This is a genomic window from Methanosarcina sp. 1.H.T.1A.1 (assembly GCF_000979295.1).
In the GTDB taxonomy this organism is placed as follows: domain Archaea; phylum Halobacteriota; class Methanosarcinia; order Methanosarcinales; family Methanosarcinaceae; genus Methanosarcina.
Genome location: NZ_JJQY01000086.1, coordinates 1 through 26,839 on the forward strand (window position 1 = coordinate 1; position 26,839 = coordinate 26,839).

At 41.4% G+C, this 26,839-nt stretch carries 18 protein-coding genes and 2 tRNA genes; 15 read left to right on the top strand and 5 right to left on the bottom strand.

Annotated elements, in window-relative coordinates; all coding sequences use genetic code 11:
* Nucleotides 1–60: 60 nt before the first annotated feature.
* The 5 genes from EO95_RS08460 to EO95_RS17580 all read left to right on the top strand — a co-directional run bounded on the left by EO95_RS08460 (nucleotide 61) and on the right by EO95_RS17580 (nucleotide 1,607).
* Nucleotides 61–132, top strand: a tRNA-Gly gene (locus tag EO95_RS08460).
* A 528-nt stretch (nucleotides 133–660) separates the two neighbouring features.
* The gene (locus EO95_RS18465; RefSeq protein ID WP_255350236.1) at nucleotides 661–789 is read left to right on the top strand and encodes a hypothetical protein; all 129 of its coding nucleotides are present in this window, start codon (nucleotides 661–663) and stop codon (nucleotides 787–789) included.
* Nucleotides 786–998, top strand: a complete 213-nt coding sequence (locus EO95_RS08465; RefSeq protein WP_048133824.1) for a MoaD/ThiS family protein — start codon at nucleotides 786–788, stop codon at nucleotides 996–998. Before EO95_RS18465 ends, EO95_RS08465 begins: the two co-directional genes overlap by 4 nt.
* 231 nt (nucleotides 999–1,229) lie before the next feature.
* Complete coding sequence (locus tag EO95_RS08470) at nucleotides 1,230–1,442, top strand: hypothetical protein (protein WP_048133826.1); 213 nt, start codon at nucleotides 1,230–1,232, stop codon at nucleotides 1,440–1,442.
* 3 nt (nucleotides 1,443–1,445) lie between these two features.
* A complete protein-coding gene (locus EO95_RS17580) occupies nucleotides 1,446–1,607 on the top strand; it encodes a hypothetical protein (RefSeq protein WP_156161351.1) in 162 nt (53 codons plus the stop codon).
* On the opposite strand, the gene EO95_RS08475 is transcribed toward EO95_RS17580, so the two are convergent.
* The 3 genes from EO95_RS08475 to EO95_RS08485 all read right to left on the bottom strand — a co-directional run bounded on the left by EO95_RS08475 (nucleotide 1,591) and on the right by EO95_RS08485 (nucleotide 4,974).
* Nucleotides 1,591–1,989, bottom strand: a complete 399-nt coding sequence (locus tag EO95_RS08475; protein ID WP_048126873.1) for a transcriptional regulator protein — start codon at nucleotides 1,987–1,989, stop codon at nucleotides 1,591–1,593. The genes EO95_RS17580 and EO95_RS08475 overlap by 17 nt on opposite strands.
* An 879-nt stretch (nucleotides 1,990–2,868) precedes the next feature.
* On the bottom strand, nucleotides 2,869–3,930 hold the full coding sequence (gene ccsA, locus EO95_RS08480; protein WP_048133828.1) for a cytochrome c biogenesis protein CcsA: 1,062 nt from the start codon (nucleotides 3,928–3,930) through the stop codon (nucleotides 2,869–2,871).
* 24 nt (nucleotides 3,931–3,954) lie between these two features.
* A complete protein-coding gene (locus EO95_RS08485) occupies nucleotides 3,955–4,974 on the bottom strand; it encodes a cytochrome c-type biogenesis CcmF C-terminal domain-containing protein (RefSeq protein ID WP_235282931.1) in 1,020 nt (339 codons plus the stop codon).
* Between the two features lie 333 nt (nucleotides 4,975–5,307).
* Between EO95_RS08485 and EO95_RS08490 the strand changes: the two genes are divergently transcribed.
* The 6 genes from EO95_RS08490 (at nucleotide 5,308) to EO95_RS08520 (ending at nucleotide 11,464) form a co-directional block, all read left to right on the top strand.
* The gene (locus EO95_RS08490) at nucleotides 5,308–5,835 is read left to right on the top strand and encodes a CDP-2,3-bis-(O-geranylgeranyl)-sn-glycerol synthase (RefSeq protein WP_048133829.1); all 528 of its coding nucleotides are present in this window, start codon (nucleotides 5,308–5,310) and stop codon (nucleotides 5,833–5,835) included.
* A gap of 149 nt (nucleotides 5,836–5,984) precedes the next feature.
* On the top strand, nucleotides 5,985–6,548 hold the full coding sequence (gene pyrE / locus EO95_RS08495; RefSeq protein WP_048133832.1) for an orotate phosphoribosyltransferase: 564 nt from the start codon (nucleotides 5,985–5,987) through the stop codon (nucleotides 6,546–6,548).
* 892 nt (nucleotides 6,549–7,440) lie between these two features.
* Complete coding sequence (gene purD, locus EO95_RS08500) at nucleotides 7,441–8,742, top strand: phosphoribosylamine--glycine ligase (protein ID WP_048133833.1); 1,302 nt, start codon at nucleotides 7,441–7,443, stop codon at nucleotides 8,740–8,742.
* 436 nt (nucleotides 8,743–9,178) lie between these two features.
* Entirely contained in the window at nucleotides 9,179–10,087 is a 909-nt protein-coding gene (gene argF, locus EO95_RS08505) for an ornithine carbamoyltransferase (protein ID WP_048133836.1), read from the top strand.
* A gap of 160 nt (nucleotides 10,088–10,247) precedes the next feature.
* Nucleotides 10,248–10,332 (top strand) — tRNA-Leu (locus EO95_RS08510).
* A gap of 721 nt (nucleotides 10,333–11,053) precedes the next feature.
* Nucleotides 11,054–11,464: a hypothetical protein gene (locus EO95_RS08520; RefSeq protein WP_048133838.1), complete on the top strand. Its 411-nt coding sequence runs from the start codon at nucleotides 11,054–11,056 to the stop codon at nucleotides 11,462–11,464.
* 269 nt (nucleotides 11,465–11,733) lie between these two features.
* Here the strand turns inward: EO95_RS08520 and EO95_RS08525 are convergent, their stop codons facing one another.
* A complete protein-coding gene (locus EO95_RS08525) occupies nucleotides 11,734–12,813 on the bottom strand; it encodes a toll/interleukin-1 receptor domain-containing protein (protein WP_048133839.1) in 1,080 nt (359 codons plus the stop codon).
* A 530-nt stretch (nucleotides 12,814–13,343) separates the two neighbouring features.
* On the opposite strand from EO95_RS08525, the gene EO95_RS16745 reads away from it, so the two are divergent.
* The 3 genes from EO95_RS16745 to EO95_RS08540 all read left to right on the top strand — a co-directional run bounded on the left by EO95_RS16745 (nucleotide 13,344) and on the right by EO95_RS08540 (nucleotide 24,654).
* Nucleotides 13,344–18,470 (top strand): DUF4062 domain-containing protein, encoded by a 5,127-nt coding sequence (locus EO95_RS16745; RefSeq protein WP_268767895.1) that lies wholly within the window; start codon nucleotides 13,344–13,346, stop codon nucleotides 18,468–18,470.
* A 296-nt stretch (nucleotides 18,471–18,766) separates the two neighbouring features.
* Nucleotides 18,767–21,433, top strand: a complete 2,667-nt coding sequence (locus EO95_RS08535; RefSeq protein ID WP_052733546.1) for a RyR domain-containing protein — start codon at nucleotides 18,767–18,769, stop codon at nucleotides 21,431–21,433.
* A 68-nt stretch (nucleotides 21,434–21,501) separates the two neighbouring features.
* Entirely contained in the window at nucleotides 21,502–24,654 is a 3,153-nt protein-coding gene (locus EO95_RS08540; RefSeq protein ID WP_048133841.1) for a DUF4062 domain-containing protein, read from the top strand.
* Between the two features lie 523 nt (nucleotides 24,655–25,177).
* Here EO95_RS08540 and EO95_RS18220 read toward each other — a convergent pair.
* Nucleotides 25,178–25,345 carry a hypothetical protein gene (locus EO95_RS18220; protein ID WP_235282932.1) on the bottom strand — a complete coding sequence of 56 codons (168 nt, stop codon included), beginning with the start codon at nucleotides 25,343–25,345 and terminating at the stop codon, nucleotides 25,178–25,180.
* Between the two features lie 596 nt (nucleotides 25,346–25,941).
* Between EO95_RS18220 and EO95_RS08545 the strand changes: the two genes are divergently transcribed.
* Nucleotides 25,942–26,839: saccharopine dehydrogenase NADP-binding domain-containing protein (locus EO95_RS08545; RefSeq protein ID WP_048133843.1), on the top strand; the 898-nt coding region annotated here is incomplete at its 3' end.

Sequence of the window (26,839 nt, forward strand, 5' to 3'; positions counted from 1 at the left end):
GCCCTGAAGAGGCAGTTGTCCCCGGTTCGAATCCGGGTCTGGGCACCATAAAAACATAGCACATCAGTAGTGTAGCGGTCATCACCGGGCGTTGCCAACGCTCGAACTCGGGTTCGAATCCCGACTGGTGTATAACTGATTTTAATTGTTTTTTTGATTTTAATTGTTTTTTGGTCCGTTTTTTTACATATTATATAACTCTTTTTATAGATTTGTGTGCTATTTGTCAGGTGTGTCTCTTCAAACCTCTAATAATTACCAAACAGCTTACGTCATTTGAATATAATGGCATAAGTGAGAATTTGATTCATGAGATACATAGTTCCTGAACAAATATTCTCAAATTTCATTTTAAAATAGAGGTCTGGAGCTTATTATGCCAATGTTTCAAACGAGCTCATATTCAATGTTAACCCTTACATTTTTTCAATAATATTATGTGAACTGCGGCTAAAGCACCTGGAAATAACTAATTGTTAACCCAAGAGTCGTTATCCAAAAAAGGGTCCTTAACCAAAAAAGGATCGTTAACCAAAAAGTTAATTAAAACAGAAAATCATTATAATTATTGGATATACATCTCGAAAAGACAACAGAGTCTACTTGGAGAGATTATACCCACTATGTTGCAAACCTGAAATATCGTAAGGAGATTTGAACATGACCGGAAAGTTCCAGAAAAGAAATGCAGAACGGAAAGGTGTCAGAAAAGAATATGAACTGGAGCAGAAGTTAATAAAGAAAATCGTAGACGAAATTCAGGTAAGCGGCGGTGGATCTATAGAGTGAGCAAAAAGGTACACATAACAATTCAAGCTGGAGAGATTTCCGAACAGACCGTAGAAGTAGCTGAAAGCGCTACCTACGAAGACCTGCTTGATACGCTGGACATAAATCAGGAAACGGTACTTGTATTAAATGGAGGAAATGCTGTTCCCCTTGACGGGGCGATAAGTTCCGACAGACTAACAATCCTTAAAGTAGTTACAGGTGGCTGACCTGCCCTTTAAGGCAGGTTTCCTTCTTTATTTTAACTTATTTTTCCCCCTTTTTTGAGAGATTTTAAAGGTTACTTTTCTATGGAATTCTTCAATAACCAGGACACTTCTATATCCAGGGCTTTTCTCATTCATATTTTCTTGTTCATATACATTTTAAACGACCGGAAGGTTTGAACAAAAGACAGAGCAAAGATGTAAAAGGGGGACAAATCAGCAAACAGGCTGAAGGTGAATCATGCACCAAATGCCCGAGTATGCCGGAAAATCCTGAAAAACGTTGAAGAGATACCTGATAGGATGGAGACCAGAAAAGAAGGTAATCAGAAAAGAAGGGGATCAGAAAGGACGGAGATCAGAAAGGAAGGAGATCAGAAAGGAAGGGGATCAGAAAGGAAGGAGATCAGAAAGGAAGGGGATCAGAAAGGAAACCCCGGGAAATGAAGGGTGAAAAACGAAGAAGAACAAAAAGAGGAACAGGACCTGGAAGAGATACAATTAAATGAATTAATAAGGGAAGGATTTGATTTCCATAATGGTGAGTTCCAGGACGGACTGTCAGCCATTATGGAGCTAACCCTTTTTAGATCCTTTACTTCGAAGGAGTAAGAGGCACCTTTTTGCTCATAACCTTCAGTTTTTTAATTGCTGAGATCGTTGCCTGAGATTCCTTGTAGATCTTATCCTCGTAATAGCTTATAATCTCATCAACCGGAGCTGCAAGAGAATAGATCTTTATCGGGCGCCCTTTACCGGGTTTCTTTTCCGAACGCACGTTGACCCAGGACTGATTCTTCATCAGCCTCATTGCAAGACTGACTTCGGGCTGCCGTAGTCCGGTACTGATTTCAATTTCGCGGGATGAAGCTTCGTCAACATTCATAAGATATGCCATAGTTGTGGCAACATTTCTTGACATCCCGAGGTTCCTTAACGTTTCAATAAAAATGTGGTCATTTTCGTCCAGCACTTTTACTTCATAGTCTTTCATGATAACCCCTATATTCCAATTTTTATAATTTTATGTGTCAGCTAAAGAATATCACGGTAATTATTATTCAGACCTTGAAAGGTAGCTTTCATAACTACCTGTTAACGCTGACAACAACTTTCCAAGTATTACACCATATGTATATTTATATGGTAACCTATCCCGTTTTAAAATATTAAATACAATAAAAAGCGTTTTTTCACAATCTAGCGGATTGTTTACGTTTTAAGTCCAACAATAAGTTATCAAAAACAAACGTAATATATTTCCATAACCGATTGCCAGAGAACCGTTTTGTGAAATTGATGGGAAGAGACGTATTGGTTCAGCAATTAAACCTATATACGTATATAATTAGAAGGTTATTCATCTCCAACAATTAATAATGTACTCATACTATTTAAAGTTGTATATATTAAAAAGGAATTGAAAAACTTTCAATCACACCTGACATTAGCAGGTATTGAAAAAGAATCAAACATAAGAGGCATAATAATCCCATGATTCGGATAAAAACCTGAGGATATCACAACAAAAATATTATAATTGTACTGATCAAAGAAATTAAAGGGAAATATCCTGACAATAAAACGTCAAGGATAATTTAGAAATGTTTATATTCTCATTTCAGCGCAGATCAAAAAATTATCTGAGGAACCAGATAAATCTGCAGCATTCGTTCCGACTTCTGAGATCTCTCTCTTGAAAGTGTTCAATCGGGGCAAATATGGAAATAAATTAAAAAACTGGAGAAAAAAAACTAAAAAATGGGGAATAACTGGAAAAAGCTGGAAAAAGCTGAAATTTCATGTAGCTTTATTTTCCAGACTTTTTTATTTTCCAGGCTTACTTCTTCAGAGGTTATTTTGTTCACTAAAATTATTCCTCGCTAAAATACTTCCTGGCAAGGAGAACTGTGCTCGAACCTGTAAGGACAAGCAGGAAGAAAGCAATTATCATCCCTTCTGTTGTGAAGTCCTGCCAGGAATGCACCGATACCCACAGCCCGCTTCTTGTGACAAAGGTCGAGAAAATGACCAGGATAAAAGAGACAAGTGCAAGCATCGGGAGCATAAAACCATACTCTCCCTGCCGGACCCTGAGCTTTGCATGCAGATAAGCTGTTGCCGTAAGCCAGGGAATCAGGGAAGAAGTTTCTACAGGGTCCCAGGTCCAGTACCAGGCACCCCAGCCAAGCACTTCATATGCCCAGAATGCTCCGAATCCGATCCCAAGTGTAAGGAAGAGCCAGGAAACGCGCATCCAGCCTGTTGCAAGTTCGGACCACCTGTTGTCCTTGAGGGCAAGGCCTGCAATTGCAGCAGAGAAAGGGAGGGTGAAAGCTGCATAGCCGAGGAACAGAAGAGGGGGGTGGATAGCCATCCAGAGGTTCCTGAGCAGAGGGTTCATGCCCTGTCCGTAAGAAACAACGAAAGGTTCCGCAAAGAGGTTCCAGTTTGTAACTTCAGGTATTCCTGCACCTGTTAGATAATACATTGAAAAAGGGTTTTTCAACGCCAGAAGTAGCAGGAATACAGAGGCTACAAAAAGTGAAACCGATCTCATAAGGGCAAAGAGATTTGTCTCCCTGAGAATTTTCCCAGTGCCTGTAAAACGCGTTATTGCAAGCATTATGAAGATAAAACCTGTCCAGATCAAAAATGACCCTTCCTGTCCTGCCCAGAGCGCCGAAAACCTGTAGTGCCAGGCAAGGTCAGTGCTGGAGTGCTGAAAGACATAACTGTATTCCGTGTCCACACCAAGCAGGTGGTAGACAAGCAGGAATATCGCGATCACTATTCCCGCCCCTCCTGCAAGTTCCAGCTTTTCGGAAAGGACCATAAATTTCCGGTCCTGCCTGAAGAAGGAAAACAGGGAAGTTAAAAAAGCAAGCAGTCCGGAAGCTCCCGCTATCCAGATGAGCCCCATTCCAGTATTCATACGATCACCATCTGCACACCCGTCTCATACATTTTTTTTACTAACTCGCTTCTTTCGATTATCATTTTTAGTTTCATTTCCCTGAGAGCTTCTTTCAGAAGAACGGTTACCAGGAAGATCATCTCCCGAGGCACCTTTTTCTCTCAGGAGGGAATCCGAGAGGAAGAGTGTAAGGATGCCCAGTACCATCAGATAAAACCCACCCCAGAGAGCGGTCATGAAAGGCACCTTCCGGACATAAAGTTCCACGGTCCGGGCTTTTGTATCCACGGATTTTGGAGCGATAAACAGTTCTTCCAGAAGCCCTCTGTGAATATAGGTCTCGGTGTAGGACTGTTCCCACTTGAAATCACTTATATACCTGACCTGTCCGCGGTCAAAAGGCTGGCCCCACCTGTACACATCAAAATATACGGTACTTACGTAAGCCGAACCAGGATAGCCCCCGTAGGGAGCTCCTTCAATTCCCGATGTGATGTTGGTAACATGAACGCTGTAACCCATAGACTTAAAAGTGCCCACTCCTCCCTGGGGGACAACAGCAGAATCTTCAAGATTCATGTTCGTGCTGAAGAGGATGCCAACCAGAAGCAGGACTGCCCCGAGGTGGATAATATGGGAGCCAGCCCCCCGTAGAGTCCCTTTCAGGGTCTTTTCCCGCAAAGAAAGCAGCCTGTACACAACCGCAAAAAAGGCTGCTGCAAGGAGTGGAAATGCGAGGTCAAGAGGCAGGCTTGAGAAGGGGGAAAAAATAACCGAGAGCACAGAACCGACAGTTCCAAGCCCGAGGACAAGAAGAGCCTCCTTTCTCCCTGCGCTTCTTAGCAGAAGACACAGGGTCAACAGCATGACCAGAGCAAGGGTGGGCAGGGCTGCACGCAGGTTAAAATATGCAGCATCGAGAAGGATCTCTTCTCCTGTACTGACCCTCAAGATAAAAGGGGTTAAAAGCCCCATTGTTATCAGAGCTGCGAGCAGCACCAGGACAAAGACCGTGGCAAGCATGGTGCTGCGAACTGTGAGAATATTGTTGAGTGGCTTCATAAAAAACCTTGAAAAATGTGATATAAAATATTACTTTATAAAATAAATCCCATTAAATAGGAATTAATATTTACTTAAGCACATTATTTAAAAGTACCTAAAAAAAGTTGAAGAATACGGGGAGAGGAAAGCGGAAAATAATTATCTGGCTTACTTTGTAAACAAGTCATACAAATAAATAAAAAGGATAAGGATATGGAAGGAAGTTAACTTCTGCCTTAGGAAAGAATGAACCGGAAATTAGAGAGTTATTAGAGAGTTATTAGAGAGTTATTAGAGAGTTATTAGAGAGTTGATACTACGATAGAGCTGATAATCAAGGCATTCTGGCTGATGATTCCTGCATACCTTCCCAATCCCTTCGCAGCCGTCTTTGGGGGCGGAAAGCCTATTGACGGAGGCAGGACGTATAAGGACGGGAAAAGGATTCTGGGAGACGGAAAGACCTATAGAGGGCTCTTTTCAGGCATATTTTGCGGGTTTCTTGCAGGATGCATTGAGATCTGGCTGAGTATGAATGGCTTTGAGATTATGGGAATTGAAATGCCCGGCTTTGGTCCGGACTATGCAAGCGCGTTGAAAGTTGTTCTTGCCCTTGCCTCAGGCGCCCTGTTCGGAGATATGTTCAAGAGCTTTTTCAAGCGCAGGATGGGCCTGAAAAGGGGAGCGTCCCTGCCTCTTGTAGACCAGCTGGACTTTGTTGTGGGGGCCTGGGTTTTTACATACCTTGCAGCTCCTGAATGGTTCGTGAACAATTTCACCACAGGAATCATGCTTACTGTCCTCATAATGACGCCTCTGCTCCATCTTACGACAAACATAATCGGATACATTATAGGTGTGAAAAAAGAACCCTGGTGAAACATCCTCGGAAACTTTATGAAGACCATATGCGGAAAAAGTTGCATAAAAAGATGAGAAAAACCCTGTATAACGACTGAGAATAAACCACAGGAAAAAATTTAAAAAATATTTATCGCGCTAATAAGGCTGCAAACACCGGTGAGATAATGAGTCAATCAAAACCAGAAACAGGAAATGAATTTGAATCACAAAAACAGGAACTGATCGCAGCCCTGAAAGCCTGCGGAGCTGTCCGCTACGGGGACTTCACGCTCGCCTCGGGAAAGAAAAGCAAGTATTACATCGATATTAAGAAAGCCAGCACCGATCCCAAAACCCTGAAAATTATTGCCAGGCAGGCAGCCCTCAGAGTAAAGGAAATGGATGTGGACACAGTTGCAGGTGTGGAACTCGGAGGCGTCCCTCTGGCAACCGCGGTTTCTCTCGAAACTGAGCTTCCCCTGCTGATTGTAAGGAAATCTGTCAAGGACTACGGCACAAAAAGCAGGTTCGTAGGCGAGCTTAAACCGGAAGACAGGCTTGTAATGCTCGAAGACGTAACAACCAGCGGGGGCTCGGTCAGGGACGCGATCGAGGTAGTCAGGGAGACCGGAGCCCGTGTTAAATACGTAATCACCGTAGTGGACAGGGAAGAAGGAGCAAGGGAAAAACTGAAAGAAGCAGATGCCGAACTTGTGCCTCTGGTAAGTGCGAGTGACCTGTTAAATTAAGGAATGATCTGTTAAATTAAGGAATGATCTGTTAAAGTAAGGGAAGTGCTGGAGCACTTTCCTGAACCTCATTCGGTTGCGTTCAGCCTGTCAGCCAGAAAAAACAACTGTTCAACTTATAATAATACTATTTATAGAGACTGAATGCTATAGAGAAATATCTTACCTTGCACGAGAGATACTTCCCTTTATCCGGAAACTGTTTTTCAATCAAAAAATTATAAAGTGCTTCCGCCAGCTTGTCTGGCGGCCCTTCAAAATAAGAAAGAGCGCGTTTCAATCTTTTTTGAAATCTCTTCGTTTGAAAGTCTACTCTTGTTTTTGGTTAAATGCACTTAAAGTATGACTACTCAGGATTATCTTTTGAGCAAAACGTGTTTAAAAAGAGGTATTTAAAGCTTTTAAATAGAAAATGAATGATTTTGGGTGCTATTGAAGGGAATTGTCGGACAGCCTGTAAAGGACGTGGCATTCTTGATCTTCCACACTCCCCAAAGTGATAAAAAGCTCCACCAATATTTCGAATTAAGTCCTCTTGAGCGCAGCGAAAAGGACCGCGTACTGTTGCACTTGCAGTGCAACTCCCAGAAAATTTTCGATTTACTGTGATCCCCCCGCGCAATTCGGGCGAGGCGCAATTCGAGCGGCGAAACTCGGGATTTGAAGCTTAACAATGAGAAGATATTTATCAGAAGAAATAGAGAATTAGGGAATCCTTTATTGTATTGTTGATTAAAAATATCGATTATAAAGATAAAAATGCTTTTGAAATAGAAAGAAAGGTATTGCGAGCCTAATAATCCATCACCTTTTCTTCACTGTATTTCCTCATCAGGTATCAAGAACAAATTTCAGATTAAAAAATAATTTTTTTTGAACAAGGAGAATGAAAATGAAGATTTTGCTTATCGGTGGCGGCGGAAGGGAACACGCAATTGCCGAAGGAATTAAGAAAAGCAAGCATAACCCCAGCCTTTATGCGTTAATGGCAAAGAAAAACCCCGGAATTGCCTCACTCTGTGAGGATTTCCTGCTTGAAAAGGAAACCGAGGTTGTAAAAATTGTTGAATATGCAAAAGCCAGGAACATTGAGATGGCTTTTGTGGGTCCTGAAGCTCCGCTTGCAGCAGGAGTTGCAGATGCCCTCTGGGAAGCCGGGATCCCTGTTGTAGGTCCTAGAAAAGCCTGTGCAGTTATTGAGTTTGATAAGGCATGGGCAAGAAACTTCATGAAGAAATATGGAATCGAAGGCTGCCCTGCCTATGAAGTTTTCACGGATGAGGTTCCTGCACATGCTTTCATCGAAAAGCTGGGCGATGTTGCAGTCAAGCCCTCCGGGCTTACAGGCGGTAAAGGCGTAAAGGTGATGGGTGACCAGCTCCCTGACCTCAAAGCTGCCAGGGAATATACAAGTGAGCTTCTGGAAAAAGGGTCTGTGGTTATTGAGGAACGTTTCATAGGAGAGGAATTTACCCTCCAGGCTTTTGTGGACGGAAAAAACCTTGCTTTTTTCCCTGCAGTGCAGGACCATAAGAGGGCTTATGAAGGAGACCTCGGACCGAATACAGGCGGCATGGGCTCATACACCGATGCAGGAGAAATCCTTCCTTTCATGCTTTCCGAAGACCTTGAGAAAGCAAAAAAGATTATGCAGCATACCGTAACAGCGTTGTATGAGGAAACAGGGACAGGGTACCAGGGCATTCTTTACGGGCAGTTTATCCTGACGGCAAGCGGCCCCAAAGTCGTGGAGTTCAATGCACGGTTCGGAGACCCTGAAGCCATGAATGTTATCCCTCTTATCGAGACTGATTTTGTAGAAATTATGTCTGCTGTGGTAAAAGGAACCCTCGAAAGCCTGCCTGTAAAGTTCAGCAGGAAAGCGACAGTCTGCAAGTACGCAGTTCCCGCAGGCTACCCGGATAACCCTGAAAAAGACAGCGAAGTAGTTGTAGGAGATATAGGAGAGGCTTCAGTCTACTATGCAAGCGTGTATGAAAAAGAGGGGAAAATTTACACTACCGGTTCCCGTGCCGTTGCTGTCGTCGGGTGTGCCGAAACAATAGAGGCTGCAGAAAGAATCGCCCAGAACGCTCTTGAAAATATTCGGGGCAAACTTTTCTTCCGGAAAGATATAGGCACTGCCGGTCTTATCCAGAGAAGAATTGACCATATGAAAGAAATTAGAGGCTAACTGTTTAAAACACTATGCAGGAGTAGCGCGTGTAAATAAGTACTATGCAATAATGTGAACTGCCCGCTAAATCTAAAGATTTAACGGGCTTCCTAATTCATAGACTACCTTCCGGAATCTCCAAAGGCATTAATTCGGGCAGTCCCTGCCCTACTATGTCCCGCTCCGTCGCTTGTTTCGGCTTTATCTGGTTTCAAGCTAGAGACGGTGTATTTTCCATGATCTGTGAGTCTGAAGGTGAACATATATTGCATTGGCCACTTGGTTCTCGTAACCATTGCTTAATATTATATTGGTTTCGATGCATATCAAGTCAAAGGATAACGAAACGAATCTTGTGGAAGTTGACGCTTATATCCCTCAGGCTAAATCGGGGGTTTAACGCTTCTTCTTATAAAGTTTAAATTCAGCCAGAAATAATTCGGGGTTTGAGACTATGAAGAAAGATGTACTTTCTATAACGGACCTGTCCCGGGAGGAGATCTACGAACTCCTTGAATCGGCCGTGGACCTGAAAGCAAAGCGTAAGGCAGGAGAAAACACAGAGTACCTTAAGAACAAAAGCCTTGGGATGATTTTTGAGAAGTCATCAACAAGGACCAGAGTTTCCTTTGAGGTCGCAATGACCGATTTCGGGGGACATTCTCTCTACCTGAATTTCAGGGATATCCAGATAGGTAGAGGTGAAACCATTGAAGACACCGCAAGAACCCTTTCCGGGTACCTGCACGGAATCATGGCCAGAGTAATCAGCCACGATACTGTGGAGAAGCTTGCAAAATACTCAAACTTGCCCGTGATCAATGCCCTCTCAGACAGGGAGCATCCCTGCCAGATCCTTGGCGACTTCATGACCATCCTGGAGTTCAAGAAAAAGTTCGAAGGCCTGAAATTCGCCTGGGTAGGAGACGGAAACAACGTCTGCAACTCTGCCCTACTGGGTTCGGCTATCATGGGAATGGAGTTTGTCGTTGCCTGCCCGAAAGGCTATGAGCCAAAAGCCGAGTTCCTTGAACAGGCAAAAGCTCTGGGGGGCAAGTTCACAATCACAGATGACCCGAAAGCTGCCGCAAAGGATGCTGACATTATCTATACGGATGTCTGGGTCTCCATGGGTGACGAAGCCGAACAGGAAAAGCGCCTGAAGGACTTTACCAGGTTCCAGATCAATACCGAGCTCCTTGGAGTTGCAAAGCCGGACGTACTAGTAATGCACTGCCTGCCTGCACGAAGAGGCCTGGAAATTACGGATGAGGTAATGGACGGCCCGAACTCTGTAATCTTCGAAGAGGCAGAAAACCGCCTGCATGCCCAGAAAGCCCTTATCCTGAAATTGATGAGATAATATTTCATCAATTTTCCCTATTATTGGTGAGGGAACACCAGAAAAATAAATCTATTTTCCCGGTTAGAGGGATTTTTCACCCTCTGAGAATGCATCCAAGGAAAAAGTTTAAGAACAAAGAATACTACTATGTGCTGCTGAACAACACAAAGTACATCATGCGAGAGTTGCCCAGCCAGGTCAAAGGCGCTGGATTCAGAGTCCAGTCTTGTAGGAGTTCGTGCGTTCGAATCGCACCTCTCGCACTTAATTTTTTAAAATCTTCGATTCAAGGTTTCATACGTTTCTACGGGTTTTTTTCAAGGATTCTCAAGGTTCTTTAACTTACCATATCGAAATTCCAAGGTTGCCCAGCCAGGTCAAAGGCGATAGGTTGAGGACCCAGTCTCGTAGGAGTTCGTGCGTTCAAATCGCACCTCTCGCACTCTTTCTTTTTTAATTGGTTTTATCTAGTTTTTAAGTATCTTGTGAGTTGCGGCAAGATGAATATCTAAAGCAACGGGCTTGAGATATAATCAGGAAGACTAGATAATTAGAATCTATTACAGCTTATATTCTTACTTGTGACATCTACTTGTATGTTTGCTGTATAGAATGTCTTTAGCTTTCCTTTCTGTGACAATTCCAATAACAGATTAAAAAAGGAATGATTTTGCTCTAGGTTTTGTCATAGGTATTATTATATTATTCCGAGATGGTCTGTACAAACCTAGGTCAAAAACCGGTGTGTTTGTACCTCTCTTACCCTGAGACAAGGAAAATCAAAGAAATCTCGGGATAAGAAACCAGGAGGGAAAATCGTTTTTAGAACCATGAGAAGAAAAGGAAATTAGGATAGAATGTGAATTGGAAAACAATGTTTAAGAACTTTGTTAACTGTCTTATTGAATGATATTTGTCTCAATATATTTATATCAAAAAGTGAAAGAACTCGAATAGCTATTGCTTTCTAAATAGAGGCGCTTTATGAATATTGATTCCTCGGATATATCAAAAAACGAAGTTAAAATCCAGACTATTTTACGAATTGGAGTCACAGGTCACAGAAAACTTGAAAATGAACAGCTTCTCAGAAAAAGCATGCAAAAAGCACTCTCTTTGATAGATGAGACGCAAAAAGCAAGCCTAAAAGATATGCCATATACTTACAATGTAATTTCTCCACTTGCCGAAGGTGCTGATAGACTCGTAGCAAAAGAGGTTATGGAATGGCAGGTGTTGGATAGTGCATATAAGCCTTCTCTAAACGTTGTGCTTCCGCTTCCTAAGGAAGATTATATCAAAGACTTTGAAGACATTGAGTCAAAAAACGAGTTTGAGACACTTCTAGGTAGGTGCTATGTCTATATGCACTCTAGAAAAAACTATATCTCGTGAATCTGCTTATGAGAATGTTGGGCACTATGTCGTGGATAATTGTGATTTTTTGATAGCAATCTGGAATGGAAAGCCCGCTTCAGGACAAGGTGGCACTGGGGATATAGTTGAGTATGCACGAAAAGTTGGAAGGCATATTTTCTGGATAAATTCTGAGGACGGAAGCATAAAGGAAGAGAACAGTAGACGAATAAATTAACTGTTATAAACTATTGCGATACACATAGGAAATATTGTACACAAGGAAGAACTTAAGACGTTTTTTCTTATCATGTATCCAGTTCTTCTTTCAACTCCTCTACTATTTGCTCGATGACCTGGATTGCATATTCTCTTGATGAACATAAAGTACCTTGCTTTTTCAATAAATACTCAAGTTCTTCGTCGAATACCTTGATAGAATTCCTCACAAAAGGTGCATGCCGGGTAAACATGGTCTGGAGGTAACCCTTACCTTTATTGGAAAAAGCCTCTGCAGAGAACCAGTCACCGACTATCGTCAGATGTTCCTCTTTAGATAATCCTTCTTTAATTCCTACATTTACTTTATCGTCGGGAATGTGTTTCAGGAACTCTAAAAGCTCTTCTAGCCTGACTTTCCTTGCTTCTGGTCCACGTTCAATATATGACAAATGCGGATCAATAATAATGCTGCAACCGCTAACTTTTGCGTGTTTTTCTAATTCTTGGCGCTCCCTTTGCAGCCATCTATAACGATATTCTCCGGGGGATTCATTTCCGTAGCGAATGGGCCAGACAGGATCATTTGGATTCTTATCTGGAATATGAAACGAGCTTAAAGCTCCTTTCTGGCGCACATGACCATAGAATCCAAGTTTAGAAATGTCTGAAGCATATCTGACCATAAGCTTTGTTCGATCTTCACGCAGTAGACCACATTCAAAAAGTGGAGAGATGTCCTTTTGAGACATACTTTTTTGAGCATCCTCGATGAGATTCCTAAACCTCTCAAAAGACATGATTTTCTTGAGGTTTTGTTCATTATCGTCCCAATGTAAAGCTTGAACTTGCTGGAGCATAGCACTTGGAACCTTATCAATCATAACCGGCATGATGGGTATATTAAGGGCAGCTGCATACCCAATTTCTTGGTGAACCCACCCTCTCTGACTCGAAGACTTACTGATTAGTGGGACGAAAACATGAGCATGTGCGATAAATTTTTTAATTTGATCAGTAAATCCGAAACCACCTTCAAGGTGCTTGTCATAAACCGGATTAAGACCGTTCTCCGTCAATATTTTTGCTAGCTTTTCAACCCGATCTTTGTCTTTATGAGAATAACTGATGAAGATACGGTACTGATATTCTTCTCTTATGTTATCCATAATAAGTCCTCATAAGAATGAAATGTATAGACTTTTAGAACGCTATAAGCACAGAGAGCAAAGACATGAGATTTATTAAAGCAAATTTCTACAAACCTCAAGATGTGGCTATTTGCTATAGAGTACAAAGCACCGATGAAAGAAGAGTTTATCAAAGTATTAAAAGCTTAATTTTATGTAAGAGTATAAGTAGTTACCCAAATTCTCAATTGTACTCATTATGAATTTTAATTCATGATCCAAGGATTCCCAAGCATCTGGTTGTGAATATAAAATTTATGAAAGTTTATTTAGCATTATTCTACTGCAAAGGCAATTATTACCACTTATTTGTCTGTGACCTAACACTATCCTCATGGAGTTCAACTTGATGAAACCTTACACCAGTACCAGAGATATTGATGATCAAGGATACTTGTCCGTGAATAGTAAGACGAAATAAAAATAAGTTTATTACCAATGACAGCATACACGGAAAAGATTGTTGAGGTGTTCCGCTGATGCCTGTCTCAAATAATACTTCTTCAGGAATGTGGAAAACTGTCCGCGTCTTCATCTCTTCTACTTTTAAAGATATGCATGCAGAGCGAGATTATCTCGTCCGCTTTGTATTTCCTCGGCTTCGTGAGGAGTTACTTAAGCGACGCATCCATCTAGTGGACGTGGACCTTCGATGGGGTGTGACCGCAGACCAAGACTCATTCGAAGCATGCATGGATGAGATTGAGCGATGCCACCCGCGTTTCATCTGTATATTGGGCGGAAGGTATGGCTGGATCCCCGCTCCCAAGATAGTGCCAATGGAATTCATGACAAAGGTCTTAAATGGCACTAGTTCTGCGGGAGTAATTTCTGAAAAGAATGCTAAAGTTCTTGAAGACTTATATGTTCCTGACCAAGCAATGGGAATTTATCGGCTTTGTGAGAAGCCTCGTGAAAAGGAACAAACTAAAAATTGGTACTCTAACGGTGAAATAGCAGTGGAGATCTTCCAGCGTGCGGAACTGCCGGAGGCGATGCTTTCCATCACGGCATCAGAGGTACACTTCGGAGCACTGGATCGGCTGAATGAACCTGCATTTCGCTATTTCTATTTCCGCAAGCCTGCTGTCACTAAATCGATTCCGAATTTATATGCTGATATTTATCAGGAGACTGAGAATAGTCTGAAAGAGCAGATGCTGGAAACCCTAAAAGAGAGAATTAAAAACCCAAAAACACTTGGGAAAACGTTGAATGAAGAGGGCATAGAGGAATTAGAGAGTCTGCCCTTCTTTGAATATCCATGTAAGTTGGACGAAGAGACTCAAAGGATTATTGAACTAAAAGAATTTGGTGACAGGGTTTATGCCGACCTCCTGTCCAGCATTGATGCTGAGTTTGGAACAAGTATCCCGGAAAAGCTCTCTGATTTCGACGAAGAAAATGCCATGATGGAGTCATTTATTGAAGAGAGGACAGAGCGCTATGTAGTTGGCAGTAGGAAGGAAATATTTGAAGAACTACAAAAGCATTCAGAGAGCACATATGGTAATGGCTATCTGTGTTTGGTGGGAGATCCAGGTAGTGGAAAATCGGCGTTACTAGCTAAGTTCTATCGAGATTATACAGATTACCAACTAAATCCAAATCATGCGAATCATATTGTTATTCCTCATTTTGTGGGGATAAGCGCAGGTTCAACTGACATTCGTAAAACCCTCCGCAGGATCTGCCATGAACTAAAAAAATCAGGTATTGATGACGAAATCCCTGAAGATTATGAGGAGCTTAGAAAAGTTTTCCCTGTTTTTCTCAAAAAGGCAGCAGAGAGAAGCCATGTTGTCATTATCATTGATGCCGTTAATCAGTTCGACATGTCTAACCAAGCTTTAAACATGCTCTGGCTGCCGGCTGAGCTTCCAGAAGGTGTCAGGGTAATCCTGTCAACGCTGCCTGGACCATCACTGGACGCGTTAAAAAAGCGATCAAACCCTGTGGAAAAAACACTGTCCCTATTGAAAAATTCTGACGCTAATGATATCATCAGTGAATTTCTCAAGCGATATCGGAAAAACCTCGAACCTGAACAGCGGTTAGCTCTATTGGATAAGGAAGATTCGAAAACTCCTCTTTATCTACTGATTGCATTAGAAGAGATCAGAACGTTAGGAATATATGAAGAGATCACAGCGAGAATACAGGAACTTCCAGGAAAAGTGCAACCATTGTTCCTTGAAGTTCTGAAGCGGCTTGAGAATGATGACGGGTTCAGGGATCGTGAAGGAAATAAGATAGGTAATGAGCTGGTGCGCAATTTTGTCTCTTTTATTGGAGTCAGTAGACACGGGCTTTCACAATCTGAACTGGTAGAACTCATCGCTCTAGGAGATCCTCTGGGTAATGTGGCAGCATTGCAACGCTTATTAAGACCATACCTGATGCAAAGAGGAGAACTCCTCGATTTTTACCACAATCAACTGCGAGAAGCTGTAAACGGGAAATATCTGGCGGATGAGGAAGAATGCCTTGAGTTACATAAACAACTGGCCATATACTTCTATAGTAAGGCTGACCCCTTAGGAGATAAATCATGGAATGGCAATTATTCTCGAGGGTTGTCAGAACTTCCCTACCATCAGACCCATGCAAAAATGATAGGCGAACTCGAAAACACACTCACAGACCTGATGTTTATAGAAGCCAAATTCACGGTAGGTATGGGCTATGATCTTTTGGCTGACTATAACCGCGTTAGCACGAGAAATAGAGCTGGATTCCCAATTATTACGGCCAAGTACTATGAAGGTAAGTTTGGAGTTTTTTGCCCGTTCTGTCTCGGATGGAGTAAGGTTGAAAAGAGCTTGTTAGGAAAAGACATGGAATGTCCTGAGTGCAAGAAAAGACTTGTACTGAACTCATTTACCATAAATGCTGAGTGGCAGCCTTCCAAAGGAGAGCGTAAAACAGAAGGAAAAGTAAATGTTGAGCCTCTAATGTCCAAAGCATTCATCGACTACTATGACTTTGCATTTGGTGACCATCATATCCTGTTGGAACACCCTAACCTCACTATTCAGCAGGCGCTTAATCAACCCTATGAAAGTGAAGTGGCGATCAAGGCAAAAACATTTGATTATAGAAAGCCTTGGATTAGGTGGATTAACAAACCACAGAAAAAATCATTGTGTCTGATGAAGCTTGTTGGACACACTGATTTTGTTAATGCTTGCAGTTTCTCTCCTGATGGTAAGATAATTGTATCCGCTTCACATGACCTGACTCTTCGTATTTGGGATACTGAGACAGGGGAGGAAATCAAGGTATTGCGAGGGCACGCTCGTAATGTGAATGATTGCCGTTTCTCTCCTAATGGTAAGATAATTGTATCCGCTTCAGATGATCTGACTCTTCGTATTTGGGATGCTGAGACTGGGGAGGAGATTAAGGTACTGAGAGGGCACACTGATTCTGTTAATGCCTGCTCTTTCTCTCCTGACGGTAAGAAAATTGTATCCGCTTCATCTGACCTGACTCTTCGAATTTGGGATGCTAAGACTGGGACGGAGATTAAAGTACTTAACGGGCACACAGCTGCTGTGAGAGCTTGCTGTTTCTCTCCTGATGGTAAGAGGATCGTATCCGCGGCTCCATGGGGAGAAAAAGCGGGCGAATCTCTTCGTATTTGGGATGCTGAGACTGGGGAGGAGGTAAAAGTACTTAATGGGCACACTGAGTCTGTGAATGCTTGCTGTTTCTCTCCTGATGGTAAGAGAATCGTATCGCCTGAATACAAATCTCTTCGAATTTGGGATGCTCATACAGGAGAGGAGATAATGGTATTGAAGCACACTACTTCTATGAACGACTGTTCTTTCTCTCCTGATGGTAAGAGGATCATTTCCGCATCATATGACTATACTCTTCGAATTTGGGATGCTCAGACAGGAGAGGAGATTATTGTATTAAAGCATACTGATTATTTGAGAGACTGCTCTTTCTCTCCTGACGGAAAGAAGATCGTATCCGCATCAAAAGACAAAACTCTTCAAATTTGGGATGCTGAGACTGGAACGGGGATTAAGGTACTTAATGGGCACACTATTTCTGTCAACGACTACTGTTTCTCTCCTGATGGTAAGAGGATTGTGTCCGCATCAGGGGATGAAACTCTTCGTATTTGGGATTCTGAGACTGGGGAGGAGATTAAGGTACTGAGAGGACACACCAGTTTCGTACTTACCTGCTGTTTCTCTCCTGACGGAAAGAGGATTTTATCCGCCGCAAGGGATGACAGAACTCTTCGTATTTGGGATGCTGAGACTGGAGAGGAGATTAAGGTATTTAATGGGCACACTAGTTCTGTGATTGCTTGCTGTTTCACTCCTGACGGTAAGAGGATTGTGTCCGCATCATATGACAATACTCTTCGAATTTGGGATGCTGAGACTGGAGAGGAGATTAAGGCACTTAATGGGCACACTGATTTTGTTAAAGCCTGCTCTCTCTCCCCAGATGGTAAGAGGATTGTGTCTGCATCGGGGGACAGAACTCTTCGAATTTGGGATGTTGAGACTGGAGAGGAGATTAAGGTACTTAATGGGCACAATATTTGTGTGAACGACTGCTCTTTCTCTCCTGACGGTAAGAGGATTGTGTCCGCATCAGGGGATGAAACTCTTCGAATTTGGGATGCTGAGACAGGAGAGGAGATTATTGTATTGAAGCACACTGATTATGTGACCTCCTGTTCTTTCTCTCCTGACGGTAAGAGGATTGTATCTACGGCATTATATGACAATACTCTTCGAATTTGGGATGCTGAGACTGGAGAGGAGATTAAGGTACTTAATGGGCACACTGATCATTTGAATGCCTGTTCTTTCTCTCATGACGGAAAAAGGATCGTATCCGCATCAAGAGATAAAACTCTTCGAATTTGGGATGCGATAACTGGAAGCTGTATAAGCATTTTCTTTGCTCTCGGCTCCCTAAACTGCTTTGATATGGCTAACGGACAAATGAAAATAGTATCAGGTGATAAAGGTGGAAATGTATATCTCCTTTTAGTGAACGGATTAAACTCTGGTCTTCCTTTCGTCACACCTGTTCGACTATATTTATATGATGTCCATGAGTGGGATAATAAATTAACAGCAAGATGCAAGTTATGTGGAAACTTATTTGTTATAGAACAAAAAATTATAGACATGTTAAACTCACTCAATAATAATTTAGGCAAAGTAATTAGTGACCATAAAGTAATCTTAGGAGAAGCTCTTAACGATCCTAGGTTAAATACCACATGTCCTCATTGTAATAATAAACTCAGATTAACACCTTTTGTAGTTGATAATACTGAAAGACATATTGGTCAAAAAAATTATAGAGATAATATGGAAAATAGTCCTTTGATCTCAAAAGATCCTATTAATATTAAATATTCGGGGAATATGTTAACTATAGCGGATAGTGATGAGCAAAACTATATTAACAAAAGATCCGAGGATTTTAAGTACCGACATAAAGATTCAGTAAAGAGGACATCTGAATTACTGAATAAGGAAGATCTGACGAGCTTAAGACTCGGTGAAATCAAAACAAAAGATGAGCCGACCAAAGAAAAAGTTGAGGATATTCCAAAGTTAAAAAAGCCTTGGTGGAAATTTTGGAAATAAGTTTAAATAAATTCTCTAAAGAATCAAATCAAAATAGTCCATCATTTAGGAAAGTACCCATTGATCAAATGATAAACTTGAAAGTTTACATTTTTGAGCAATTTTAAAGTCGAAAAACTATCTATAAGTATTTTTTTCTTCAAAATTCCACGTGCTTTATGAATTATTGGAAGAAGTTAATTTTTCATATTGTTTTTCTAAATAAGTTTCAAGGCAGAATAATTTTATGATAGCACACTCTTATTTTTCGAAGCCTTTATTTCTTCATAAGTGATGCATTTAATTAGAAGCAACAGGTGGGATTAACTCTGGAGAAATCTTCAAAAGAAGAATATAAGATTGTTGTCGCAGGCGACGTTACTATTGACTGGTTACAATGGATCACTAAATACAAAGAAATTTTTGAATGCAAAAATCCGCCTAACTGGGCTCTTTACCCCGGTACCCGGATGAAGGCAGAACAGGGGGGTTCATTACTTCTTGCCAGGATGGTCAAGGAAGCGACTAACGCTAACGTTTCTACTCACTTACTTAACGGTATTAAAAACATTCCCCCAGAATCGATCATACATTCAATAGCCATTTTAGACGCATTTCAAATATCCAAGAATGAAGAGGAATGCGATAAAAAAGGTAAGGTTTTTCGCATAAAAAACCACAGTGGTTTTTGTGGTCCCATCAAGAAAAAGCCAAGACTTTTGCCGATCTCTAACGATAGTGCTGATGCAGACATGGTTATCCTTGACGACGCAGGGAACGGCTTCCGTAATGAAAAAGATGTTTGGCCAAAAGCTATTCTTGAAAAGGGAAAATGTCCTATAATAATTCTCAAAATGAGCCACAAACTTGCTGATGGGGCACTTTGGGATCATCTCACTAAAGAACAAAATGCTAACTCAAAGAACCTCATTTTGATTATCGATGCAAACGACCTCAGGAAATTGGGAGTCAACATCAGCAAGCATCTGTCCTGGGAACAGACAACTGAGGATTTTTACTGGCAGATGATAAATAATCCTCAAATAAAACCTCTTGCCGCCTGCAAAAATCTTATAGTAAGATTTGGATTGGACGGGGCAATCCACTATACTAACACTGACGGTAAAATCAATGCATCCCTTTACTATGATCCAAATTTGGGGGAAGATGGGTATAAAGAGAACTATGAAGGGGATATGCAGGGAGTGACTGCTGCCTTTGTTGCTGCTTTTTCAGCGAAGATTGCTAAAGAAGGGCTTAAAGGCACCGAAAACGGGATCGATAAACACGTCGAAAACGTTGTTGAAAAAGACATCAAAACAGAAATCAAAAAAAGCATTGGAGAAGGGATCCGTGAGGGAATACAGAAATCCAGGCAGTTGCTGGAAATGGGTTTCGGAAACGCAAAAGCTGAACCTTCTTATCCAATATCCAAATTATTCGAGTCAAACAGCGAACAGAATACGATATGTGATGTGGCTATTCCTGATTTTAAAAATAAAGCATCTGGCAAGAAAAATAACTGGAGAATACTGGAAGAATGCACCAGAGGGATGCTTGAATCCATTGCTTATAACGCCGTTAAGAATAAAACCGAAGATGCATTGAGAAAGGTTCCATGTGCCAGATTCGGCAAGCTGCTTACTCTTGATAGGGAAGAAATTGAAAGTTTTCAGAGTATCAGAAACCTCATGAGTGAATATATGGAGAAAACAGAGGTTAATGTTCCACTTTCAATAGCAGTGTTTGGGCCTCCGGGATCAGGCAAATCTTTTGGTGTTACAGAGCTGGCGTTAAGCCTTGATCAGAAACGAGTAGAAAAAATAGAATTCAATGTTTCCCAGTTTACCTCCATCGCTGATCTGGCAAGTGCATTCCATAAGGTAAGGGACCTGGTGCTAAAAGGCAAGATTCCTCTTGTTTTCTTTGACGAATTTGATTCGGCTTTTGATGTGAAGCTTGGATGGCTGAAATACTTCCTGGCACCCATGCAGGACGGCATGTTCAAGGATGGAGAAACTATGCATCCCATTGGGAGATCAATCTTTGTCTTCGCCGGCGGCACAAGCTATACTTTCCAGAAGTTCTCAAGGGAGAATTTTGACGAGGAAGCAACCGAAAAAGAAAGGAAGAGCATGCTGAAAGAATTCCGCGATGCCAAAGGAACCGATTTCATCAGTCGATTACGTGGCTATGTCAATATTCTGGGCGTCAACCGTGCCGGACCTGATGATGCGTCTTTCATAATAAGAAGGGCGCTTCTCCTGAGATCATTGCTACAGAGAAAGGCACCTAAAATATTTGACGATCAGGGAATTGCATGCATTGACTCTGGTGTGCTGCGCGCGTTCCTTAGAGTTCCAGCTTACAAACACGGCGTCAGATCAATGGAAGCGGTCATCGATATGAGCACTCTTGCAGGAAGAAAACGATTTACCCAGGCAGCCCTTCCTCCTTCCAAACAGCTTGAAATGCATGTTAACTCGGAAATTTTCTTGAAACTGGTGTCTCTTGATTCTTTATTTAATGACGTAATGGAACGAATGGCAATGGCCAACCATGCCCAACATGTTAAAGAACAGACGGGTAAGAAAGATCCATCTGATCCCACCATGCAGCCCTGGGAAAAGCTACCTGAAAATTTTAAGGAGTCAAGCCGAAGTCAGGTAAGGCAAATTCCTGAAAAACTCCAGAGGATTGGGTTTGACATGATGCCTTTTGTCGAAAAACCTGAAAAAAGGTTTGAATTTACTGAAGAACAAGTAGAGATACTTGCCGAAATGGAACATGAAAGATGGGTAGATGAACGCATTAAAGAGGGATGGGTTCTCGGAAGCCCGAGAGATCCTGTGAAAAAAATCAGTCCTTATCTTGTGCCATGGTCTGAACTCACAGAGGAAGTAAAAGATTGGGACCGGAATCCTGTCAGGAAAATACCTGAAAGACTTGAAGCTTGCGGATTAGAGATATACAAGCTTCAATAAGGACGTGATTTGAGAACTTGGCTGAATAGTAGCGCTGAATTGCTTAAGCCAGAGGAGCTATGAGGTATATGATCCGAAAGTTATTGAAAAAACTTGGCTGGAATGATAGTGACAAAAAACCAGAGGAATATACCGAAAAACCGACATATGGAAATATTTCACAATCCTTAAAGAAGAATGAAGAGCCTGTAAAGGTGAACCCACCAACTAATACAAAAACATATGTAAATAATTCACAGTCAGCAAATGAAAGCAAAGAACCAACGAAGGTAAACCATTCGGATGATACCTATAACGACCTTAGAGAAAATGAATGGAAAAGTGAGAATGTAAAGAAACGTCAGATCAATGTTTTCGTCTCTTCTACTTTCAAGGATATGCAGGCTGAACGTGACGAGCTTGTTAAAAGAATTTTTCCCCAGCTAAGGAAACTCTGTGAGGAGAGAGGTGTGACTTGGGGTGAAGTCGACCTTCGTTGGGGTATCACTGACGAGCAGAAAGCCGAAGGTAAAGTTCTCCCAATTTGTCTTGCTGAAATAGAGCACTGCAGACCTTATTTCATCGGTATTCTCGGCGAGAGATATGGTTGGGTAGATGACAAAATACCACAGGCAGTCATCGAGCAGTATGAGTGGTTGAATGAATATAAAGGTAAATCTGTTACTGAGCTTGAAATCCTGCATGGAGTGCTCAGAAACCCTAAAATGGCTGATCATGCGTTTTTTTATTTCAGAGATCCTTCATACCTTAATTCTATTACTGAGAACGAACGAAATAATTATATTGAAGCTCCTACTGACGAAGATATTCAAGAATATGGCCCCAAAGAAGCAGAGAGAAGAGCTGAAGAAAAGAAAAATAAGCTACTCGAATTAAAGAAATCTATCAGAAATAGCGGTTTTCCAGTTAGTAACAATTACACGAATCCTAAGGTTTTAGGTGAGCTAGTTTTACGGAATTTATCGAAAGTCATTAACGGGCTTTATCCTGAAAGTGAAAAACTCGATCCTCTGGAACAGGCTAGATTTGAGCATGAGTCTTTTGCCGAGAGCCGCTTCAATATTTATATTGAGCGTAAGGGATATTTCGATAGGCTTGACGCTCATGTCAAAGATGATGGTATGCCTCTTGTTGTGGTAGGAGACTCGGGCTCAGGGAAATCGGCTTTATTGGCTAACTGGGTTAAAAAATACCAGGAAAATGGAGCTGATAAGCCATTTTTGCTTGTCCATTATATTGGTGCCACGCCTGACAGTGTAGACTGGGTAAGTATGCTCAGGCGTATTATGAGCGAACTGAAACGTCATTTTGATATCCGGCAGGATATTCCGGATAAGCCGGATGAGCTTAATGCCGCTTTTGCTAACTGGCTTCACATGGCAGCGGCGAGGGGGAGAATGGTATTGATCATTGATGCACTCAATCAGCTTGAGGATCATGATGGGGCTCTTGAGCTGTTCTGGCTGCAGGAAATGATTCCTCCTAATGTCAGGCTTATCGTCTCGTCGTTGCCTGGCCGGTCTCTTGACGAACTGATGAAGCGTCGTTGGTCGATACTAGAAGTGAAACCCCTTGATGTTCAAGAGCGCCAGAAGCTCATAGTCGATTATCTTGGCCAGTATCACAAAAATATGTCCGTTCCAATGATTGGGCATGTCGCATCTTACAGTCAGACCAGCAATCCGCTTTACTTACGGGCTTTATTAGAGGAGATCCGGCTCCATGGAGATCATGACACTCTTCCTCAAAGAATTGATTTTTATCTTTCAACCTCCAATGCGGCTGATCTTTATGATAAGATCCTGGAGAGATATGAGCAGGACTATGATAGGGATCGCAAAAATCTTGTAACAGACACTTTTTCTTATTTGTGGGCTGCCAGAAAGGGTTTGTCAGAGATCGAGCTTCGTGAAATGCTGGGAAGTAATGGAGATCCATTGCCTGGAGCTCTCTGGTCTCCTCTATATTTAGCGGCTGAAAAGTCACTGGTTAATAGATATGGGTTATTGAGCTTCTCGCATGATTATCTTAGAACTGCTGTTAAGAAAAGGTATCTTGAGACAGAGGGTGAAGAGCAAGACCTGCACCTTCTTCTGGCTGATTATTTTGAGAAAAGGGAACTCAGTAAACGGAAGGTAGAGGAACTTCCTTGGCAACTTGGGAAGGCAAAGTCCTGGAACATGCTTGCAGACCTACTGATAGATCCATCTTTCTTTGAGATGGCATGGAATTCAAACCAGTTTGACGTTAGAGGGTACTGGGTATTGATTGAAGATAACTCTGAACTTAGCATGGTACAGGTTTACAAGCCAATAATCGATTCACCTTCACAATATAATCCAGAGTTCGTTTTCACTATTTCACAACTTTTTTATCAGGTAGGGTATTTATCAGAAAGTTTTTCGCTCTCACAATATCTTATAGGAAAAGCTAAAAAATTAGGTAATAAAAATATTCTGCAAATGACATTACTTAATCATGCAAATATTTTATATTTGTGGGGTGATTTCGAGAGTGCTATGAAACTATATAAAGAAGTGGAGTCCATATGCACAGAAATAGAAAATAAAGAGAGTTTGGCTATGTCTATTGGAAATCAAGCAAATATTCTCTATACTCAGGGGAATTTAGAAAGTTCAATGAATTTACTCAAAGAGCAAGAGAAAATTGTAAGAGAACTAGGAAACAAAAATGATCTGCAAAACTGTTTACTTAATCAATCAAACATATTATATTCAAGGGGTGAACTGGAAGAGGCTATGAACCTCCTGAAAGAGCAAGAAATGATCTCCAAAGAACTTGGAAGTAAAGACAATCTACAACTATCCTTAGGAAATCAGGCAAATATTCTCTATTCCATGGGTAACCTTGATGGAGCCATGACTCTCCATAAAGAAGAGGAAAGAATATGTAGGGATTTTAGTAATAAAGAAGGTTTGCAAAGATCTCTAGGCAATCAGGCCCTTATTTTTAAGGATCAAGGAGATTTTGATAGTGCCATTAATTTGCATAAAGAAGAAGAAAGATTATGTAGGGAAATGGGATATAAATATTCTTTACAAATGTCTCTTGCTAACCAAGCGCTGATACTCGTCGCTAAGGGGGATTTGAGTACTGCCATGAAATTATTCAAAGAACAAGAGAGTATCTGCAGGGAGATTGGGAGTGAGGAATATTTGAGAGAATCCCTTAGAAGACAATCCTTGATTTTATTTGCCTAGGGAAATATGGAAGAAGCTATGAAACTCATGAATGAGATCAGTAATATGAAAGAAACTGACAAATAAAAGTTGCACTTGCGCACCCCGCTGCAAGGCAACGGGGTATGTTCGCGCCCCCACTCAAAATTCCGTTAAAGAAAGTAATAACCCTAAAAAATTTAGTTTAAGCAGAAGTTAACAACCAGAAAACGGAATTGATAAATCATATTAATTAACGTTTGCTGGGGAAGTTTTCCATCCCCGCAGCAAGCTAGAGGGGTATTCAACTGATAAAGAATGGCATACTGTACTTGAATCAAAAGGAATCGATTTTATAAGTCCTGTTCCTCTAGTTTCTCCTTCTGAGATCCCGCCGCCACAAGAACTAGTCAGTCTACATTTCAATGACTGGATATTGGCATTTAGAAGCTATCGCCCCTAATTTTATTCTTCCATATTTATTCTCAAATTATTACCGAGCCTATCCCAAACCAATTTTTCATGGACCTTGATAATAATGCCAAGTTCAAATATATGACATCTGCTACAGAGCAGGAGATCGTTCAGGCGCATTAAATCCTAATCCACCGGAAGGTTCTCGAACATCCGAGCAAAACTGAATATCAAACTTTTTTGCCATATCATCGGAGAGGTCGAAGAGCTGCCTGCGAGAGGTCACGAGCATAAGCAAAGGACGTTGCACCTTTTTCAACTGCTATCTCCGCAATTGTCACAGGGTTATAGACAGGCTCGATAGAACCTCACAGGGGGATTTCACCGACAATAATCAGACCGCCATGCACGCTCCTTTTCAACAATGAGATTCAGAGTCCAGTCTTGTAGGAGTTCGTGCGTTCGAATCGCACCTCTCGCATCAAACTTTTTTAATTATATCGAGTAAAACTGATTATTTCATTTGTTGGCATGTTATTAAGATATTATAGACCTTTTTCTTAACACTTTTATGAGAAATATAAAATTAATAAATGGCCATCTATTGGTTAATTTGCATCAATATTCTCGATCAAAATTTTTAGTTTATGATTTATTCCTTTTCATTAGATCCCATTGCCATCACTTATATTATATATTTTTTAATTCGGAACTTAACTTTTCACATTTGCACCGATCTGTTTTGTAAATAATGTCTCTTAATCAGTGGTCCGGATTTTGGGATGAAAGTTGTTCCGATTTTTTGAGAATATGCAAGATTACTATCTTTTCAGGCAGGGACATCTATATATCTTTAAATAAGTCGGGCCGTATTTAGGCGAAAAGTTATATCAATGTCTTGCGTTTACGAATCCTATGAAAAAAAAGTTTTCCAATAAAATCCTCATTATAGGTTATGGCTCAGTTTCACAATGTACTCTACCCATTTTACTGGACAAACTCGATGTTCCGCTAGAAAACATTACCTTAATTGATTTTGAAGACAAATCAAAAGCCCTGAAAAAATATACTAATCAAGGATTAAGATTTGTCTGTGAAAAGATTACCCCTACAAATTTGGATCAAGTTCTGTCACAATATATGGAAAATGAAGGCTTGATCATTGATCTTTCGTGGAATATAGGTGCTAATGACATCCTTAAGTGGTGCCATGATCACAATGTATTGTACGTTAACACTTCGGTTGAAGTATGGGATCCTACTGAGGATTTTTTGACCAGAAGTCTATTGGAAAAATCTCTTTATTTGCGGCAAATGAGATTGCGTGAACTTTCCCGTGATTGGAAAGATGCACCGACTGCTGTTGTTGACCATGGCGCAAATCCTGGTCTGATAACTCATTTCGTAAAGCAAGGCTTGCTGGATATTGCCGCCTGCACCTGTGCTGATAAGAAAGTCTCTCCTGAGGATGAACAGGAAATTACCCTCCTTGCAAAGAACAGGGATTTTGCCCGCCTGGCTCAGAAACTGGGAGTCAGAGTGATCCATTGTAGCGAGCGAGATACTCAAGTAGCAAACCGGGCAAAGGAAGTTAATGAATTCGTAGGGACATGGAGCATTGAAGGATTGAGAGAAGAAGGAACAGCTCCTGTTGAAATAGCCTGGGGAACGCATGAGAGCAAACTGCCGCCCCTGGCACATATACCTCCTTACGGACCGAAAAATATGATTTTCTTGCCCCAGATGGGCATGAATACATGGGTCAGATCGTGGATACCGGATGAAGAAATTGTAGGTATGGCGATCCGTCATG

What these genes read in the sequence shown, in the direction of transcription:
- EO95_RS08490 (WP_048133829.1), top strand. Translation starts at nt 5,308, where the DNA reads ATGATTCCTGCATACCTTCCCAATCCCTTCGCAGCCGTCTTTGGGGGC.
- EO95_RS16745 (WP_268767895.1), top strand. Translation starts at nt 13,344, where the DNA reads ATGTGGAAAACTGTCCGCGTCTTCATCTCTTCTACTTTTAAAGATATG.
- pyrE (WP_048133832.1), top strand. Translation starts at nt 5,985, where the DNA reads ATGAGTCAATCAAAACCAGAAACAGGAAATGAATTTGAATCACAAAAA.
- EO95_RS18465 (WP_255350236.1), top strand. Translation starts at nt 661, where the DNA reads ATGACCGGAAAGTTCCAGAAAAGAAATGCAGAACGGAAAGGTGTCAGA.
- EO95_RS08475 (WP_048126873.1), bottom strand. Translation starts at nt 1,989, where the DNA reads ATGAAAGACTATGAAGTAAAAGTGCTGGACGAAAATGACCACATTTTT.
- EO95_RS08540 (WP_048133841.1), top strand. Translation starts at nt 21,502, where the DNA reads ATGATCCGAAAGTTATTGAAAAAACTTGGCTGGAATGATAGTGACAAA.
- purD (WP_048133833.1), top strand. Translation starts at nt 7,441, where the DNA reads ATGAAGATTTTGCTTATCGGTGGCGGCGGAAGGGAACACGCAATTGCC.
- argF (WP_048133836.1), top strand. Translation starts at nt 9,179, where the DNA reads ATGAAGAAAGATGTACTTTCTATAACGGACCTGTCCCGGGAGGAGATC.
- EO95_RS08525 (WP_048133839.1), bottom strand. Translation starts at nt 12,813, where the DNA reads ATGGATAACATAAGAGAAGAATATCAGTACCGTATCTTCATCAGTTAT.
- EO95_RS08520 (WP_048133838.1), top strand. Translation starts at nt 11,054, where the DNA reads ATGAATATTGATTCCTCGGATATATCAAAAAACGAAGTTAAAATCCAG.
- EO95_RS08485 (WP_235282931.1), bottom strand. Translation starts at nt 4,974, where the DNA reads ATGAAGCCACTCAACAATATTCTCACAGTTCGCAGCACCATGCTTGCC.
- ccsA (WP_048133828.1), bottom strand. Translation starts at nt 3,930, where the DNA reads ATGAATACTGGAATGGGGCTCATCTGGATAGCGGGAGCTTCCGGACTG.